General features: G+C 71.5%; 12 protein-coding genes. 6 read left to right on the top strand and 6 right to left on the bottom strand.

From position 1 onward, the window contains the following. Positions 1-11: 11 nt before the first annotated feature. Positions 12-890, top strand: coding sequence for a carbohydrate kinase family protein (locus tag ACIBQ8_RS00700; protein WP_397190595.1), 879 nt, complete (start codon positions 12-14; stop codon positions 888-890). A gap of 64 nt (positions 891-954) precedes the next feature. After that, positions 955-1,503 carry a signal peptidase II gene (locus ACIBQ8_RS00695; RefSeq protein WP_397167870.1) on the top strand — a complete coding sequence of 183 codons (549 nt, stop codon included), beginning with the start codon at positions 955-957 and terminating at the stop codon, positions 1,501-1,503. A gap of 139 nt (positions 1,504-1,642) precedes the next feature. Here the strand turns inward: ACIBQ8_RS00695 and ACIBQ8_RS00690 are convergent, their stop codons facing one another. The 5 genes from ACIBQ8_RS00690 to ACIBQ8_RS00670 all read right to left on the bottom strand — a co-directional run bounded on the left by ACIBQ8_RS00690 (position 1,643) and on the right by ACIBQ8_RS00670 (position 6,069). After that, complete coding sequence (locus ACIBQ8_RS00690) at positions 1,643-1,822, bottom strand: hypothetical protein (RefSeq protein WP_397190594.1); 180 nt, start codon at positions 1,820-1,822, stop codon at positions 1,643-1,645. A 26-nt stretch (positions 1,823-1,848) separates the two neighbouring features. Continuing rightward, positions 1,849-2,487 carry a S26 family signal peptidase gene (locus tag ACIBQ8_RS00685; protein WP_397190593.1) on the bottom strand — a complete coding sequence of 213 codons (639 nt, stop codon included), beginning with the start codon at positions 2,485-2,487 and terminating at the stop codon, positions 1,849-1,851. Continuing rightward, positions 2,484-4,556 carry an ABC transporter ATP-binding protein gene (locus ACIBQ8_RS00680; protein ID WP_397190592.1) on the bottom strand — a complete coding sequence of 691 codons (2,073 nt, stop codon included), beginning with the start codon at positions 4,554-4,556 and terminating at the stop codon, positions 2,484-2,486. Before ACIBQ8_RS00680 ends, ACIBQ8_RS00685 begins: the two co-directional genes overlap by 4 nt. Before the next feature lie 482 nt (positions 4,557-5,038). Continuing rightward, complete coding sequence (locus ACIBQ8_RS00675; RefSeq protein ID WP_397190591.1) at positions 5,039-5,569, bottom strand: hypothetical protein; 531 nt, start codon at positions 5,567-5,569, stop codon at positions 5,039-5,041. Next, a complete protein-coding gene (locus tag ACIBQ8_RS00670; protein ID WP_397190590.1) occupies positions 5,566-6,069 on the bottom strand; it encodes a MauE/DoxX family redox-associated membrane protein in 504 nt (167 codons plus the stop codon). Before ACIBQ8_RS00670 ends, ACIBQ8_RS00675 begins: the two co-directional genes overlap by 4 nt. 245 nt (positions 6,070-6,314) lie before the next feature. On the opposite strand from ACIBQ8_RS00670, the gene ACIBQ8_RS00665 reads away from it, so the two are divergent. Further along, positions 6,315-10,466, top strand: coding sequence for a tetratricopeptide repeat protein (locus ACIBQ8_RS00665; RefSeq protein ID WP_397190589.1), 4,152 nt, complete (start codon positions 6,315-6,317; stop codon positions 10,464-10,466). Between the two features lie 42 nt (positions 10,467-10,508). On the opposite strand, the gene ACIBQ8_RS00660 is transcribed toward ACIBQ8_RS00665, so the two are convergent. Continuing rightward, positions 10,509-11,948 (bottom strand): PQQ-dependent sugar dehydrogenase, encoded by a 1,440-nt coding sequence (locus ACIBQ8_RS00660; RefSeq protein WP_397190588.1) that lies wholly within the window; start codon positions 11,946-11,948, stop codon positions 10,509-10,511. 149 nt (positions 11,949-12,097) lie between these two features. Here ACIBQ8_RS00660 and ACIBQ8_RS00655 point away from each other — a divergent pair, with 149 nt between their 5' ends. The 3 genes from ACIBQ8_RS00655 (at position 12,098) to ACIBQ8_RS00645 (ending at position 15,274) form a co-directional block, all read left to right on the top strand. Next, the gene (locus ACIBQ8_RS00655) at positions 12,098-12,703 is read left to right on the top strand and encodes a TetR/AcrR family transcriptional regulator (protein ID WP_364333638.1); all 606 of its coding nucleotides are present in this window, start codon (positions 12,098-12,100) and stop codon (positions 12,701-12,703) included. A 260-nt stretch (positions 12,704-12,963) separates the two neighbouring features. Next, positions 12,964-14,286, top strand: coding sequence for an MFS transporter (locus tag ACIBQ8_RS00650; RefSeq protein WP_397190587.1), 1,323 nt, complete (start codon positions 12,964-12,966; stop codon positions 14,284-14,286). Between the two features lie 73 nt (positions 14,287-14,359). Further along, a complete protein-coding gene (locus ACIBQ8_RS00645; protein ID WP_397190586.1) occupies positions 14,360-15,274 on the top strand; it encodes a sugar kinase in 915 nt (304 codons plus the stop codon). The last annotated feature ends 8 nt before the right edge of the window (positions 15,275-15,282 follow it).

The following is a 15,282-nucleotide window of genomic DNA, read 5'->3' as shown; positions in this document are numbered from 1 at the left end:
CGGCCCCGCCGATGACGCCTGACGTGCTGGTCCTCGGCGGCGCCGGGGTGGACACCACTGTCTACGTGCCCGCGCTGCCCCTGCCGTACCAGGACACCTACCACGTGCCGCCCGTCGTCGACCGCGTCGGGAACACCGGGGCCGGGGTCGCCCTCGGCTGCCACGCGCTCGGGCTCGGCGTCGCCTTCGCCGACCTCGTCGGCGACGACCCGCAGGGCGCGCTGATCAGGCACGCCCTGCGCGACATCGACTGCAGGTGGGGGGTGGCGCAGGCGGGCACCCGGCGCAGCGTGCTGCTCGTCGGCCCCGACGGGCGGCGCACCTCCCTGCACGATCCCAAGGTCACGCCGGGGGAGCGGCTGCCCCGCGAGCTGTACGCCGGTCCGCGGCCCAGGCACGCGCACATCTCGATCATGGACTTCTGCCGCCACGTCTACCCCGACCTCGACGGCGTCCCCATCTCCACCGACCTACACGACTGGGACGGCGTCGCCGACTACCAGAAGGACTTCGCCTACGGCTCCGACCTGGTGTTCCTGTCGGCCACCGCGCTGGCCGACCCCGCGGCCACCATGCGCGACATCCTCGCCGCAGGCCGCGCCCACACGGTCGTCTGCACCCGGGGCGCGGACGGCTGCCTCGTCCTGACCCGCGAGTCGGCCACCGTACGCGCCTTCCCCGCCGCGCCCCTGCCCGGCCCGGTGGCCGACACCAACGGCGCGGGCGACGCCTTCGTCTCCGGCTTCCTGTACGGCCTGCTGAACGGCCGGACGATCCCCGAGTGCGTCGCCCTGGGCGCGGTCGCCGGAGCCCACGCGTGCACGGTCGAGGGCACCCACGAATCCCCGATCACCGAGAAACTGCTGCTCAGCAGGGCGTCCCAGCTTTGAGCGAGCGTGGTCGCGGCCAGGTTCGGTAGATTCGGGGCGAGAAGCCATGGAATGTGAGGCAAGAGTGTCGGACGAACGCGGCCCCCAGGAGACCAGCCGGGGAAGGCGGCCTCGCACGTGGATGATCGTGCTGGCCGCGGTGGTGCTCGTGGTCGATCAGGCGTCCAAGTTCTGGGCGATGTCGGCGTTGTCCGGCGGCGAAGAGATCACGGTGATCCCGCGGCTGCTGTCGTTGCGGCTGCTGCTCAACCCCGGCGCCGCGTTCTCCCTGGGGGAGGGCGTGACCTGGGTGTTCGCCCTGGCCGCCGCGGGGGCGGTCGCCGGCATCCTGTACGCGTCCCGGCGGCTGCGGTCGCCGGCCTGGGGCGTGGTGCTGGGCGCGCTGCTCGGCGGGGCCGCCTCCCACCTGCTCGACCGCCTCTTCCGCCCGCCCGCGTTCGCCCACGGGCACGTGGTGGACTTCATCGACTACGGCGGATTGTTCGTCGGCAACGTCGCCGACATCGCGCTGACGGGCGGGTGCGCGGTGCTGTTCGTGCTCAGCGTCCGCGGGATCCCGCTGGGGGACGTCCCCGGCGAGAAACGCCTGTCCTCGGCCGGGGACCCTGCCTGATCGGACCTGCCTGATCGGACCTGCCTGATCGGGCCTGCTCGATCGGACCTGCCTGATCGGGCCTGCTCGATCGGACCTGCCTGATCGGACCGCCGGAGGCCGGGCGGCGGCCCACCGCCGCCCGGCCTCCGGGGCGTTGTCAGTTCCAGGGGCAGGGGTTGTTGCAGGCGGTGTAGGTCACCGTGCAGTCGGACCAGAAGAAGATCCGCTTGTAGAAGCTGCCGCCGCAGTGGTCGCACCAGGTCTGGTACGTGCAACCGGCGTCGGCGGTCGTCCGGGGGAGGACGCGGGCGAGCACCCGCTCAGCGAGCTTGACCATGACAGTTGTCCTTTCCTCACCTTTCCTCACCGCCCGGCGGGACGCCGGCGCGGAGTCTTCGGCAGATGGCCCACGACCACGCCCAGGAGCTGCCGGGCGGGCACGTAGCCGAACCTGCGGGAATCGAAGCTGATCGGCCGGTTGTCACCGAGCACGACGAGCTGCCCGGGCGGGACGACGCGCTCCGGCCGGTTCGCCAGCGCGGGCACCACGGCCCGCGGCACCGGATCCCCCGGCACCGCCACCACCCGCTTCACCAGCCAGGACGCCCCCGGCTCCGCGGCCACCACCACGAGCTGCCCCGGACGCACCCCGTCCAGGGGGGACCGGCGCACCAGCACCCGGTCGCCGTGCCACAACGTGGGCTCCATGCTCCGCCCGCGCACGGTCACCGCAACGAACCGCACCCGCAACACCACCAGCACACCCCCCGCCACGACCGCGCCGACACCCCCGACGACCCCGACCACGGCGACGACAGCCTCCACCACCACCGCAACGGCGCGGACGACGGCCACCAGCGGCGTGGCACCAAGGAGGGCCGCCATCTGGGTGGCGCCGAGGATCGCCGTCACCGGCGCGGTGCTGAGGATGGCCGTCACCGGAGTGGCGTCGAAGGTGGCCGTCACCGATGCGGCGGCCTGGATGCTCGGGCCGGCGATCACTGGACGCCTGCCGGTGCGTAGCCGCGGGCCTGGGTCGCGAACAGCTCGGCGTACCGGCCGCCCGTCCGCAGCAGCTCCTCATGGGTGCCGCGCTCGACGATCTCCCCGTCGGCCAGCACGGCGATCGTGTCGGCGTCGCGTACCGTGCTCAGCCGGTGGGAGATCAGCAGCGTCGTCCGTCCCGCCCGATGCTCGCGCAGGACGGTGTGCACCTCGTGCTCGGCGGCCGGGTCGAGACCGGCGTTCGGCTCGTCCAGGATCATCAGCTCGGGACGGTCCCGCAGCAACCCCCTGGCCAGCGCGATCCGCTGCCACTGTCCGCCCGACAGGGTCACGCCCGACTGCTCGTCGTCGGAGAACATCCTCGTGAGCAGCGTGTCGTAGCCGCGTGGGAGGGCCCGTACCATCGCGTCGGCGCCCGCGCGCACGGCCGCCGCCTCCACCCGCGCCCGCCCGGCCCGCAGATCGCCGACCGCGATGTTCTCGGCCGCGCTGAGATCGTAGGCGGCGAAATCCTGGAACACCGCGCCCAGACGTTCGCGCAGTGCGGCGGGGTCGAGCTCACGCAGGTCCACGCCGTCCCAGAGAATCGCGCCGCGCTCGGGATCGTAGAACCGGCACAGCAGCTTGACCAGCGTGGACTTGCCCGCCCCATTGAGCCCGACCAACGCCAGCGACCGTCCGACGGGAATGTCGAGATCAACACCGCGCAACACCCAAGGCTGCCCAACCCCGTACCGAAACCACACCCCCCGCACCACAACCCCCCGCTCCACCACAACCCCCCGCTCCACCACAGCCTCCGGCCCCGCAACCCCCCACTCCCGCACCGCGACGCCCCGCTCCGCCCCCGACCCCTGCTCCGTCACCGCGACGCCCTGTTCCCGCACCCGCCCCGCGACGCCCCGCTCCGGCCCGACCCCTGGCTCAGGTTCCGGTACCACGACGCCCCGCTCCCGCTCCTGCACCGTGACGCCCCGCTCTGGCTCCCGCTCCCGCCCCCCAACCGTGACGCCCTGCTCCTGATCCCGCACTGCGATGCCCTGCTCAGGCTCTCGCTCCTGCTCTCGCGGCACCGGTCGCTGCGGCGCCAGGCCACGCAGCGCGCCGGTCGCGGGCGTCAGGTCAGGGACGGTGTCCAGCACCGCCCGGTAGTGACCGAAGAGCAGCAACGCCTCATGCGCGGCGGCCAGGTTGCGCACGCCGGACGCCAGCCCACCCTGCGTCCCGGCCACCGCCGCGACGAACACCGACAGATCGCCCACCGACGCCCGCCCGGCGACCGCCTCCGCCACGATCCACACCAGCCCCGCCCCCCAGATGACGGCAGCTAACAGCGCCTGCCCGCCCTGCCCCCGGAGCTGCCGGACCGCCACCCGCCGCCGCTCGGCGTCGACCGCCCTCAGCTCGGTCAGCATCCGGTCGCGGAAGAAGTCCCCGAGCCCGAACAGGCGGATCTCCTTGGCCGCGTGCGGCATGCTCAGCAGCCGGGCGAAGAACATCTCCCTGCGCTGCCCGTGCCCCGTGCTCCGCATGACCTCGGCCTGCTCCCGTCCCAGCCGCAGATGCACGCGGAGCAACGGCAACGCCGCGACGGCGACGAGAACCGCGACAGCCGGGCTCACCTCGGCCAACGTGACCAGGAACCCCGCAGTCATGATCCCGGCCTGCGCCAGCCCGAGCGCACTGGTCACCACCCGGCCAGGGCCCGAACTACCGGCCCGCTCGGCCAGGTGCAGACGATCCTGGAACGCGGGATCCTCCAGCCTGGCGAGACCGGGCAGCGCGTTCACGGCCGTGTAGAGCCGGTCCCGTACGACCAGCCCGACCCGCCGCTCGAACTCAGCCTCCGCGAAGCCCATCACGTACGGCCCCACCCCGGCGACCGCGGCCAACACCAGCAGCGCCGCGACGTACGGAGCCAACCCCGCCATGGTCGTCGCCCGCCCAGCCACCTCGTCCAGGACGAGCTTGGTGCACCAGGCGGTGAGCACCGGCGCAGTGCCCGTCACCGCGGTCAGCGCAGCCTGCAGCAGGACGTACCACTGACCCGCCTCCCAAGCCACCACCCCCGCCTCTCGAAGCGCCCTCAACCCCGTCCTCAGCCTCGCCCCCCACTCCGGGCTTGCCCCTGCCCTCACCCCGATCCCCGACCGCACCTCTGCCGCTGCCCCGGCCTTCGCCCCTACCCTCGCGCCTGGCCCCGCCCCGGCCCTCGCCTCTGGCTCCGACCAGGTTTCCGCGCCCTGCCCCGACCTGGTTTCTGCGTCTGGCCTCGACCTGGTCTCCGCGCCTGCCCCTGACTCCGACCTCCACCCGACCCCTGCTGCTGAGCCCGAGCGTGCCCCGGCCTCCGGGTGTGCCTCGGCCTCCGGGTGTGCCTCGGCCTCCGGGTGTGCCTCGGCCTCCGAGCTCGCCCCTGACCCCGGCCTTGCTCTGAGGCCCCGCCTTGCCGCGAGCCCCGGCTGTGTCTCAGCCCGAGGCCCAGGCGTCTCCTCTGGCTGGGCCTCCTGCCGCGTCTCCGGCTGCCAAAGGCTGCCGTCGCTCGGGCTCACACCGGCTCCGCGGTGGGCAGCGCGGCCGGCTCGGTGCCCGAACCGCTGATCACGCCGCGATCGTCCAGCAGGTAGAAGGCAGGCAGACCGCGCAATCCGAACGCGCGCCACACCGGCCCCTCCGCCTCCTCCTCGACCACCACCCTGGCCACCGGCCGCAGCCTGGCGGCCAGCTCCTCGACCTCGCCGGGCGCGCCGATGAGCACCGCGAGCACCTCGTCGCTGCTGAACCGGCCCCGGCGTACGTAGTCCAGAAGGTCTGGCAGTCGCTCACCGCACAGCGAGCACGCGGGGCTGAAGAAGCCGACCAGACGCACCCTGTCGGCCTCCACGACCTCGCCCTCCTGAGTCGTGGCCGCGAACGACGCGGGCACCGCTCCTGGCGGGAGCACCGGCAGCGGGATCCGTCCCGGTGCGGGCTCGGCGCCGTGCGCATCCCCACCGCCGCGAAGGCGGGCGACGAGCGCCAGCAGCAGCAGGAGGTTCAGCACGCTCAGCACGGTGACGAAAATGATCAAGTACGTCATCGGAACACGCTCCTGAGATCGTCGATCTTGATGAGCAACAGCGCCGCGACGGCTCCGGCGAGCCCGGCGACGACGTTCTGCGCCATCACCGGCGGCACAGGCGGACCGCCGGTGACGAGCCCGAGGACGCTCACGCCCGTAAGCAGCGCGTTCCTGACGAGGTGCACTGGCTCCAAATCACGCGGCGGTCCGCCGAAACACAGACAGGGCGCGGGTGTACGCCGGGCCACGGCGAGCGCGACAGCCCCCGTGAGGATCGCGCTCACCGCCGCCGCCAGGACGAACCCGTACCAGGTCGTCCCCGGAGCCACCAGCAGCACGACGACCGCAGACTCGGCCACCACCACCCCACCCGCGACCCACGCCCGCCGCCGCCGGCCCACGAGCCGGCTGCCCTCCAGCGACCGCGCGAAGGCGGGCAGATCCCGCGCCTTGCCCACGACCGCGACCCCGAACACCACGACCAGCGCGACGCCACATCCGACGGCGAGAACGTCCATGCGTCGAACCGTAGAAAACCGGCCCCTCGGATTTACTGGCAAGCTTCTTAACTATTTGCCAGTATGTCCACCAGGCACTCCAGGCACCTGCGGCGGCCAACCGGCAGAAGACGCGGCAGATGTGGCAGCGAAAAGCATGGTGGGCACACGAAATGAACCAAGGCGGGCACCACGGTGGAACTCACGGCAGAATCCGCAGCAGGCACCGCGGTGGAATCTAAGGCGGGAACTGCGGCGGTATCCGTATGAGCTCGGGCGGTGAGGCGCTCCGGCGCAGACGGATGGCGGCGGGACTGAGCCAGCGCGAACTGGCCAGCCGCGCCGGGATCGGCGTCCGTACCTTGCGCGACATCGAGCGCGGACACGTCAGCCGCCCCCAACGCGCCTCCCTGGAACGCCTGATCGCCGCGCTGCCCTTGACCGATCCCGAGCGGGCCGACCTGCTGGCCGCCTTCGAACGCGCTGCGCCGCGACCACCGTGGATCGGCGTGCTCGGCCCGCTTGCCGTCCGCCGGGGAGGCATCGAGCTGGACGTCGGCGCGGCCATGCCCCGGGCCCTGCTCGGCCTGCTGGCGCTGCACGCCGGCCAACCGGTCCCGGTCGACGAGATCGTGGACATCCTCTGGGAGGACCGGCCGCCGCGCACGTACGACAACCTCATCCACGTGTACGCGGCCCGGCTGCGCGCCGCACTGGGCAAGGAGGCGATCCAGCGGACGCCCTCCGGCTACCTCCTCGCGCTCCCCACCACCTCCCTGGACCTGACCACCTTCGAAGCACTGACCACCCACCCCGGCGCCGCTCTGAACGTTGCCGCCTTGCAGACGCTGCCCGCCCATCGCGGTGCCGCTCTGAACTTCGCCGCCTTGGAAGCGCTAACCCTGCATCCCGATGCCCTCTCCACCACCTCCCCGGACCTCACAGCTGGGGAGCCATCGCCACCCCGACCCGGCCGATTTCCCACCACCACCCCGGACCCCGCAACCTGGGAGGGGTTGACCACGAGGCCTGATGTGCTGTCCGACGCGTCTTCGGACCTTGCCACCCAGGCGCTTCAGAGCCCGCCACCTCACCCCACGTCGTCGCCGGACCCCGCCACCACAGAGCCGCTCACCGCCCGCCTCGACGCGCTCCCCACTGCCTCACTGGATCCGGCAGCCTTACAAGCATGGGCAGCTCGTATTGGTGCACTGCCCGCTACATCGCCGGATGCGGCGACATTGAAGGCCTTGATCGCTCGCGCCGGCGCGCTTCCAGACGCCCGCTTGGACTTGGCGACCTTGAAAGCGTTGACCGCCCTCCTACCAGGTCTTTCGATCAACAACACCACCCCTGAGGCACTGACCGCCCGCCGCCGTGGCGACGGGGCTCCCGCCGGAGCCGACCGGCGGGTCCCGTCCTGGGACGCCGTGCTCGCCGTGGCGCTCGCGTGCTGGCGCGGCCCTGTGCTGGCGGGTTCTCCCAGTCGTCTGCGTGAGCACCCCCTCGCGGTCGCCGCAGCCAGGAAACGGGTCGCCGCGGCACTGGCCTACGCCGACGCCGCCCCTGGTGCCGGGCCGGAGGTGGTGGCCGCGCTGTGGCGGGTGGTGCACGACGAACCGTTGCACGAGGGGCTGGCCGCCCGGCTGATGACCGCGCTGGCCGAGCAGGGCGAGCAGGCTGCGGCCCTTCGCCTGTACGGGGAGATGCGGGCCAGGCTGGCCGAGGAACTGGACGTGGAGCCGGGGGACGACCTTCGCCGAGCCCGCGACCGCATCCTCGCCCGCCCGCCCGAGGTCCCGGCAGGACGGCCGCCGGAACGGGTGGTGACCGTACCGGCGCAACTCCCCGCCGCCGTGGCGGCCTTCACCGGCCGTGCCGCCGCGCTGCGCCGCCTGGACAGACTCCTCGAAGGGCGGGACGAGGCGTCCGTGGTCGCCGTCCTCACCGGTACGGCGGGTGTCGGCAAGACGGCACTGGCCGTGCACTGGGCGCACCGCGCCCGCGACCGGTTCCCCGACGGCCAGCTCTACGTCAACCTGCGCGGATACGCCGCCGCGCATCCCCTCGGCCCTCTCGACGCGCTCGCCCGCTTCCTGCACGCGCTCGGCGTGCCGCCCGAGCAGGTCCCCGGGGACCTCGACGAGGCCGCCGCCCTCTACCGCACGATGCTGGCGGGCAAGCGGATGCTGGTCGTGCTGGACAACGCCTCGGACCCTCGCCAGGTGCGCCCGCTCCTGCCCGGTGGTGCGGGCCCGGCCACGCTGATCACGAGCAGGGACACCCTGGCCGGACTGGTCGCGCTCGACGGCGCCCGGGTACTCCCGCTGCCGGCGCTCACCGAGGGGGAGTGCCGCGACCTGCTGAGCCGCTTGCTCGGCCGCCCCCAGGTCAGGGCCGAGCCCGAAGCGGTGTCCGAGCTGGCGTCCCTGTGCGCCCACCTCCCGCTCGCCCTGCGCATCGCAGCAGCCAACCTCCTCAGCACGCTCGCCACCCACACCGCCACCAGGCAGACCGCACGGCCCACCCACCGAACCCATGTCCAGCCCAACGCCGGGCCCAGCGCCCCGCCACAGGTCCAGCCCAGGGTCGCACCCCATGCCGAGTTCCACGCCCAGTCCCATACCGAGCCGCCCGTCGAGCCGGCGGCCGAACCGGAGCGCAACGCCCAACCCACTGCCCAGCACATCGCCGAGGGCAACACCCAGCCCGCCGCTGAGCACAAGGCCGAGCCCACAACTCGACCCCTCGCCCCACCTGATGCGCACTCGCCCACCCGCCCCATAGCCCGCTATGTGCAGCGGTTGCGCGCGGGCAACCGGCTGGACGCGCTCCAGATCCCCGGCGACGTCGAATCGGCCGTGCGGACCGCGTTCCACTTCTCCTACGCCGCGCTCCCGCCGGCTGCGCAACGCCTGTTCCGGCTTCTCGGCCTCATCCCCGGCCCTGACATCACCGTCCCCGCCATGGCCGCGCTCCTGGGGACCACCGAGGAGGAGGCCGAGAAGCTGGCGACCGTCCTGCGTGCGGCGAGCCTGCTGGAGGAGTACCTGTCCGGCCGGTTCGCCCAACATGACCTGCTGAGGCTGTGCGCCGCCGAGTACGCGCGAGACGAGCACGCCGAGCTGCTCCGGTTGCACCGCCACTACCTCGACCAGGCCGACGCCGCGGCACGCACCCTCTACCCGCAGTTCCTGCGGTTGCCCGTCGCGCCCGCCGCCGAGCGCTTCCTTGACCACGCCGCCGCCTCCGGCTGGCTGGACGCCGAACTGCCCAACCTGCTCGCCACGGTGACCCATACCGCCGAGCACGGCCCGTACGAGGCGGCCTGGCTCATCGCCGACACCCTGCGCGGCTACTTCTTCATGCGTCACCAGGTGGCGGAGTGGCGCACGATGGGCAACACCGGGCTGGCGGCGGCCAGAGCAGCGGGCGAGCCGCGGGCACAGGTCGCGCTGCTGCTCAGCCTGGCCGGGCTGAACGGTTTCCAGGGACGCCAGCAGCAGGCGCTCGACCACTACGCGGAGGCCATGCGCCTGGCGGAGGAGACCGGCTGGCACGAGGCGCTCACCGCAGCCCTGTGCAACGCCGGCGCCACGTACGCCGACCTGGGCATGCTGCGCGAGGCCGTCGATCACCTCGAACGCGCCCTCACGCTGAACGAGGCCATCGCCCACACCCCGGCCCAGGCCGTCAACCTGGGCAACCTCGGCTGCCTCTACCTGGAGATGGGACGCCTCCACGACGCCGAGGCCAGCTTGAACCGCTCGCTGGCCCTGTGCCGCGAGCTGGAGCACCGGGCCAGCGAGGCGAACGGCCTGGCGATCATGGGCGAGGTCCTGCATGGGCTGGACCGGCTGCCCGACGCCCGTGACACCCTCTTGTCCGCGCTGGACCTGCACCGGGAGGTGGGCAACCGCGGCAACGAGGCGGACACGCTGCGCAACCTGGCTGCGGTCGAGCGTGACGCCGGCAACCTCGATCAGGCGCTCAAGCTGGCCGCCACGGCACTCGACGCCTCCCACCAGACCGGACACCGCAGGCTCGTCGCCGACACCTTGCACACCCTCGGCCTCGTGCACCTCGCGCTCGGCGACGTGGACGCCGCGCTCGACCACCACATGCGGGCGCTGGAGCTGGCCAGGGCGGCGGGCAACCGTTACCCGGAGACGAAGGCGCTGCTCGGCCTCGCCGCCGGCGAGCGCCTGCGCGGCGCACACGAAACAGCGCTCCGCCACGCCGGGCTCGCCCTGGCGCTGGCCCGCGCCGCCGGGTATCGCCTGCACGAGGGCCTGGCGTTGTCCCTGCGGGCCCGCATCAGCGACGACGCCGGCGACGCGCGCAGAGCGACGGAGCTCTTCACGGAACTCGGCCTGACAGCGAAGTGCTGGCAACGCGCTCTCCTTCCCCGGACGTGAACCCACCACCGCTCCTGTCTTCCGATCTGGCCTGGCCTGGGGTCACGATCGGGGCGTGATGTGCCAGACCGTGTTTCCTGCGTCGTCCGCGACCAGTAGGCGGCCGCTCTTGCCCGTGATCACGCCGACCGGCCGGCCGTAGGTAGTGCTCTCGTCCGGGGCCGGCTTGAAGCCGGTCAGGAAGTCCTGGGGCCTGCCGTTGGGCATGCCGTTCTTGAAGCGGACGTACACGACCTTGTAGCCGACCGGATCGCCGCGGTTCCAGGAGCCGTGTTCGGTGATGAAGGCGCCGCCACGGTAGGACTCGGGGAACGTGGGGCTCTCGGAGAAGGCCAGACCGAGGGGAGCCGTGTGAGCGCCGAGGGCGTAGTCGGGGCGGAGCGCGCGAGCCACCATCTCGGGACGCCGTGGCTGGACCCGCTCGTCTACGTGCTGCCCCCAGTAACTCCACGGCCAGCCGTAGAAGTCACCAGGGCGTACACGTGTGAAGTAATCAGGTGCGGCGTCGTCGCCCAGGAGGTCGCGTTCGTTGACGACTGTCCAGAGTGTTCTGGACTGTGGTTCGAGGGCCAGGCCATTGGGGTTTCTGATGCCGGAGGCCAGGATGCGCTCGCCGCTGCCGTCAGGGTTGATCTCCAGGATGGCGGCGCGCCGTCGTTCGGCATCCAGGCCATGTTCGCCCGCGTTGCTGGACGAGCCGACCGTCACATACAGCTTGGTGCCGTCAGGGGCGGCGAAGAGATTACGGGTCCAGTGGTTGTTGTAGCCGCCGGCCGGAAGGTCGAGGATCTTCTTCCCGGGAGCGGTGACACGGGTTTCACCCAGCCTGTACGGAAAGCGCCAGACGCCGTCCGTGCTCGCGACGTAGAAGGCCGCCTGGGTGCCGTTCGGGGCCGCCGGGCCGAGCGAGTACGGCGCGGACGCGGCCAACAGCGCCATCCCGAACGGCTGGTCGAGGTTTTCCAGAAACACGCTGCGGAAGTCGGCCACGCCGTCGCCGTCGGTGTCGCGCAGCAGCGTGATCCGGTTGGCGCTGCGTTCGGTGGTCGAGCCGTCGTTGCGACGCAGCCAGTAGAACAGCCCCATGATCGGGGACTCCGGGTCCTTGGGCAGGGTGGCCGACTCCGCCACGAGCACGTCGCCGTTCGGCAACTCGTACAGCCAGCGGGGATGTTCCAACTCACCCGCGAACCGGGTGACCAGGAACCCGGCCGGTGCCTTCGGCGCTCTGCCGGAAGGCCAGCCGACCACGTCGGGGGCGTTGACCTTGGGGATGGGGAACGTCTCGCGTTCCCCGAGCTGGGGCTCGGAGCCCAAGTGGGCGGCTGTCTGCGGGGCTCCGCCCCGGTTCACCGCGTAGACCGCGCCGGCCACCGCGAGAACCAGGAGCAGGAGGAGCACAAGCAGGGCTCGAATCAGGATCCGGCGTCTGGGGCGGCGCGGGGCCGTCACCGGCGCTTTCACTTCGGAGGTCGTGGACACGGGGGTGTCTCCCGGTGAGCGGCTGATCGTTGATGGATGACTGGACGGCACGTAGGGACGGCAGCCAAGGATCGTCTCCCCTCGGATAAGCTGTCCGGAGTTAACGGCCGTTAGATTTCTAACATGTGTTAAGCGCGAGGTCAATTCTGATGCTCACCCGTCACAAGATCCTGGAAGCCGGCCTGGAGGTCCTCGAGGCCGACGGCGCCCACGGGATCAGCATGCGTAAGCTGGCCAAACGTCTCGATGTGACGGCGACGGCGATCTATCACTACTTCGACGGGCGCGAGTCGCTGCTGGAGGCCATCGTGGACGAGGTGTGCAGCAAGATCGTCTCTCAGGCCCCTCGTGAAGGGGGATGGAAGGATCAGCTGCGCGGGCTCATGGCCTCGATGGTCAGGCAATCGCTGGAGCACCCCAGAGCCTCGGTCTGGTCCATCACCACGTACGCGCGACGCGCGCCCGTGATGAGCCTCCACGAGGCCATCTTCGGCATCCTCCTGGATGCTGGTTTCCCTCCTGACCAGGCGGATCACGTGAAGGGCGCGGTGCTGCGCGTGTGCGTCGGGCATCTCGTCCTGCACGAGGCCGCCGCGAGGGACTGGACCGAGCTGCCCGCCGACAGGTATCCGCACTATCACGCGGTCGAGGCCGCTCGCCTGCGGGCTGATCAGGTCGAACACTTCAAGTTCGCGCTCGACGCCGTCCTCGCCGGCTTGCCGGACCCGAGCGATGAAGGCGAATCCCCTGCTTGACCGCCTGTGTGGCACGCCTTCTCGCCATGTGGCCGCCCGGTGAAGCCGGTAGCCGCAGAAGTTAACGAGTGTTAGAGTTCTGCTCGGCTCCGCATCCAGCCGAGTGGATGCCGGGGGGAGGGACGTCCTGATGAGGGGAGGCGCGACCATGGCCGGAGGGTTCCCGCGGGGGGTGGAAGCCGGAGGTGGTTCGAGGCGCGGGTGCGGGGTAACACACCCGTTGGCGCGGACGCGGCCCAGGGACGCCTTCGAGGTGCAGCGTGACCGAGAGCAGCAGCACATTAACGACCGTCGAGCACAGAGCACAGGTGCGCAAGGCCGCGACGGCCAGCGTGGTCGGAACCGCGATCGAGTGGTACGACTTCTTCCTCTACAACACGGCCGCTGCAGTCGTCTTCGCCGAGGTCTTCTTCCCGCAGTCCACGCCGTACGCGGGCACCCTCGCGGCCTTCGCGACCAACGCCGTGGGGTTCGCGGCCCGGCCTGTGGGGGCGGCGATCTTCGGGCATTGGGGCGACCGCATCGGCAGGAAGGCGACACTCATCGTCACCCTTCTGACGATGGGCGTGGCCAGTGCTCTCATCGGCGTGCTGCCGGGCACCGACAGCATCGGCATCGCCGCGCCGATCATCCTGGTGGTCCTGCGCGTCCTGCAGGGTATCGCGGTGGGCGGCGAGTGGAGCGGGTCGGTGCTGCTGTCGATGGAGTGGGGCGACCAGCGCAGGCGGGGGCTCATGGCGAGCTGGCCGCAGGTGGGCGTGCCCATCGGGCTGATCCTCGGCACCGGCGCGATGTCGCTGCTGGCCGCCACGACGGGCGACACCTTCAAGGACTGGGGTTGGCGGGTGCCGTTCCTGGCCAGCCTGGCGCTGGTGGCGGTCGGGCTGTGGGTGCGGCTGAAGGTGCTGGAGACCCCGATGTTCGCACGGGTGCTGGAACGGCGGCAGGTGGTCAGGCTCCCGGTCGTCGAGGTGCTGCGCAGGCATCCGAAGGAGGTCGTGCTCAGCGCGTTGCTGCGGGTGTCGGAGCAGATGCCGTTCTACCTCTACACGACGTTCGCCATCACGTACGTGACCCAGCAACTCGGCCTGTCGCGCACGATCGCGCTGTCGGCGGTGACCTGCGCGGCGGCGGTGGAGTTGGTCGCGATCCCGTTCTTCGGGCACCTGAGCGACCGCATCGGCCGCCGGCTCGTCTACGCGACCGGCGCAGCGCTGCTGGCGGTGGTGGCGTTCCCCTACTTCGTGCTGCTCAACACCGGCGTCGTACTGGTGGTCTTCCTCACGATCATGATCACGCAGATCCAGCACGCCATGGAGTACGGCCCGCAGGCCTCGCTCATCGCCGAGAGCTTCCCGACCAGCCTCAGGTACGGCGGCGCGGGTCTCGGCTATCAGCTCGCCTCGATCATCGCCGGCGGCCCCGCGCCGCTGATCGCGACCTGGTTGTTGCACGACTACGGCTGGCAGGCGATAGCGATCTTCATGATCGTCGCTGCGGTGGTCGGGTTCGCCGCCGTGCTGGCTCTGCCCGACCGGTCCAGGGTCGACATCTCCCAGCCCTCCGCCTACCGGGCGACCTGATCGATCCTTCTCTTGTCCTGCATGACGTGATAGCACCGTTGACGGATCCGAGACGACAGGAGATGGGCGAGTCATGAGCGTCGTGGTGTGCGGTGAGGCCATGCTCCTGATGCTGGCCGAGCCCGGCATCCCGTTGGAGCGCGCCACGGTGTTCCGCCGCTCCATCGCGGGCGCGGAGTCGAACGTGGCCGCGGGGCTTGCCAGACTGGGCCATGACGTGCGCTGGCTCGGCCGGGTCGGCGCCGACCCGGCGGGCCGGGCGGTCCTGTCCATGCTCAGAGCCGAGGGTGTCGACACCCGGCACGCGGTCATCGACCCCGATGCGCCGACCGGGCTGCTGGTGCGCGACAGTCATCCCTTCCGTGCCATCGACGTGCAGTACTACCGTTCCGGGGCCGCCGCGTCCAGGATGGGGCCGGACGAACTGACGCCGGAGATGGTGAGTGGTGCGAAGATCGTCCACGTCACGGGCATCACTCCGATGTTGTCGGACTCGGCCCACCTGGCGACCCTGCGGCTGCTGGAGCTGGCCGGGCAGGCCGGGGCGCTCGTCTCCATCGACCCGAATGTCCGATACAAGCTGGGTGATCCCGCGGCGTGGCGCGAGCGGGTGGCGCCGCTCCTGGCCAGGGCGGACGTGGTGCTGGCCGGTGAGGACGAACTCGACCTCCTCCACCTCGACCCGGCGACGCTGCCCGGCCTGACCGTGGTCAAGCATCGGGACAAGTCCGCCACGTGCGCAGGGCTGCGGCAGGAGGCGTTCACGGTGCCGGTGACCGATCCTGTCGGAGCCGGGGACGGCTTCGCCGCCGGGTTCCTGTCGGGGATGTTGCGCGGTGAGCCGTACGAGGTGTGCCTGCGTGAGGCGGCGGCGGTGGCGGCACTCGTCGTCCAGTGCGCAGCCGACACCGACGGCCTTCCGGACCGGGCGGGCCTCGATCGTGTCTTGGCCGCCTTCACGGGGCACACCGAAACGGTCCATCGATAGCCCGCGAA

Source organism: Nonomuraea sp. NPDC049646, assembly GCF_044465525.1.
Taxonomy (GTDB): domain Bacteria; phylum Actinomycetota; class Actinomycetes; order Streptosporangiales; family Streptosporangiaceae; genus Nonomuraea.
Note: the sequence above shows the minus strand (reverse complement) of the source record. Positions and strands in the feature narration are given on the sequence as shown.

Coding starts and splice junctions, on each gene's coding strand:
- ACIBQ8_RS00700 (WP_397190595.1), top strand. CDS start 12: ATGACGCCTGACGTGCTGGTCCTCGGCGGCGCCGGGGTGGACACCACT.
- ACIBQ8_RS00690 (WP_397190594.1), bottom strand. CDS start 1,822: ATGGTCAAGCTCGCTGAGCGGGTGCTCGCCCGCGTCCTCCCCCGGACG.
- ACIBQ8_RS00675 (WP_397190591.1), bottom strand. CDS start 5,569: ATGACGTACTTGATCATTTTCGTCACCGTGCTGAGCGTGCTGAACCTC.
- ACIBQ8_RS00670 (WP_397190590.1), bottom strand. CDS start 6,069: ATGGACGTTCTCGCCGTCGGATGTGGCGTCGCGCTGGTCGTGGTGTTC.
- ACIBQ8_RS00665 (WP_397190589.1), top strand. CDS start 6,315: ATGAGCTCGGGCGGTGAGGCGCTCCGGCGCAGACGGATGGCGGCGGGA.
- ACIBQ8_RS00655 (WP_364333638.1), top strand. CDS start 12,098: ATGCTCACCCGTCACAAGATCCTGGAAGCCGGCCTGGAGGTCCTCGAG.
- ACIBQ8_RS00645 (WP_397190586.1), top strand. CDS start 14,360: ATGAGCGTCGTGGTGTGCGGTGAGGCCATGCTCCTGATGCTGGCCGAG.